At 71.9% G+C, this 1,098-nt stretch carries 1 protein-coding gene; it reads left to right on the top strand.

The annotated features are described in order from the left end of the window. Window positions 1–1,081: lipid-transfer protein (locus AB0I77_RS53890; protein ID WP_363290384.1), on the top strand; the 1,081-nt coding region annotated here is incomplete at its 5' end. Window positions 1,082–1,098 lie beyond the last annotated feature (17 nt).

Genomic DNA, 1,098 nt, shown 5'->3' with positions numbered 1-1,098 from the left:
CAACGCGCTGGCCGATGCCGGCCTGGACTATCGCGACATACAGCAGGCCTATGTCGGCTACGTCTACGGCGATTCCACCTGCGGCCAGCGCGCGGTGTACGGCTTGGGCCTCAGCGGCATCCCGGTGGTCAACGTCAACAACAACTGCTCGACCGGTTCGACCGCGCTGTGGCTGGCGCGGCAGGCGGTCGAATCCGGCGCGGCCGAGTGCGTGCTGGCGCTGGGCTTCGAGAAGATGGCGCCGGGCGCGCTGGGCAGTGTGTTCGCCGATCGCGAATCGCCGCTGCTGCGCCATCAAGCCGTGCTGGAACGCTTGCAGGGCGACAGCCCGGCGCCGCTGGCGGCGCGGATGTTCGGCGGCGCCGGGCGCGAATACCGCGAGCGCTACGGCATCGGCGCCGACACCTTCGGCCGCATCGCGGTCAAGGCGCGCGCGCACGCGGCCAACAACCCGTATGCGCTGTTCGCCGAGCCGCTGAGCCTGGAAGCGGTGATGGCCTCGGCGCCGGTCTACGACCCGCTGACCCGCTACCAATGCTGCCCGCCGACCTGCGGCGCGGCCTGCGCGATCGTGTGCTCGGACGAATTCGCCCGCCGCCGCGGCATCGCCGGCACGGTCGCCATCGCCGCGCAGGCGATGACCACCGATGGCGCGGACAGCTTCGCCGACTCGATGATCGACATGGTCGGCTACGGCATGTCGCAGCGCGCGGCGCAGCAGGCCTATGCCGCGGCGGGCATCGGCCCGGACGACGTCGACGTGGTCGAGCTGCACGACTGCTTCACCGCCAACGAGCTGATCAGCTACGAAGCCTTGGGGCTGTGCGCGCCGGGCGAGGCGGAGCGGTTCGTGCTCGACGGCGACAACACCTACGGCGGCCGGGTGGTCACCAACCCGTCCGGCGGCCTGCTGTCGAAAGGCCATCCGCTCGGCGCGACCGGGCTGGCGCAGTGCGCCGAGCTGGTCTGGCAGTTGCGCGGACAGGCGCAGCGGCGGCAGGTGGCGGGCGCGCGCATCGGCCTGCAGCACAACATCGGCCTGGGCGGCGCCTGCGTGGTGACGGTGTACCGGCGCGACTGAAGCGCCGGCGCGCTCAG

Source organism: Streptomyces sp. NPDC050619 (assembly GCF_040654815.1).
Lineage (GTDB): Bacteria > Actinomycetota > Actinomycetes > Streptomycetales > Streptomycetaceae > Streptomyces.
Note: the sequence above shows the minus strand (reverse complement) of the source record. Positions and strands in the feature narration are given on the sequence as shown.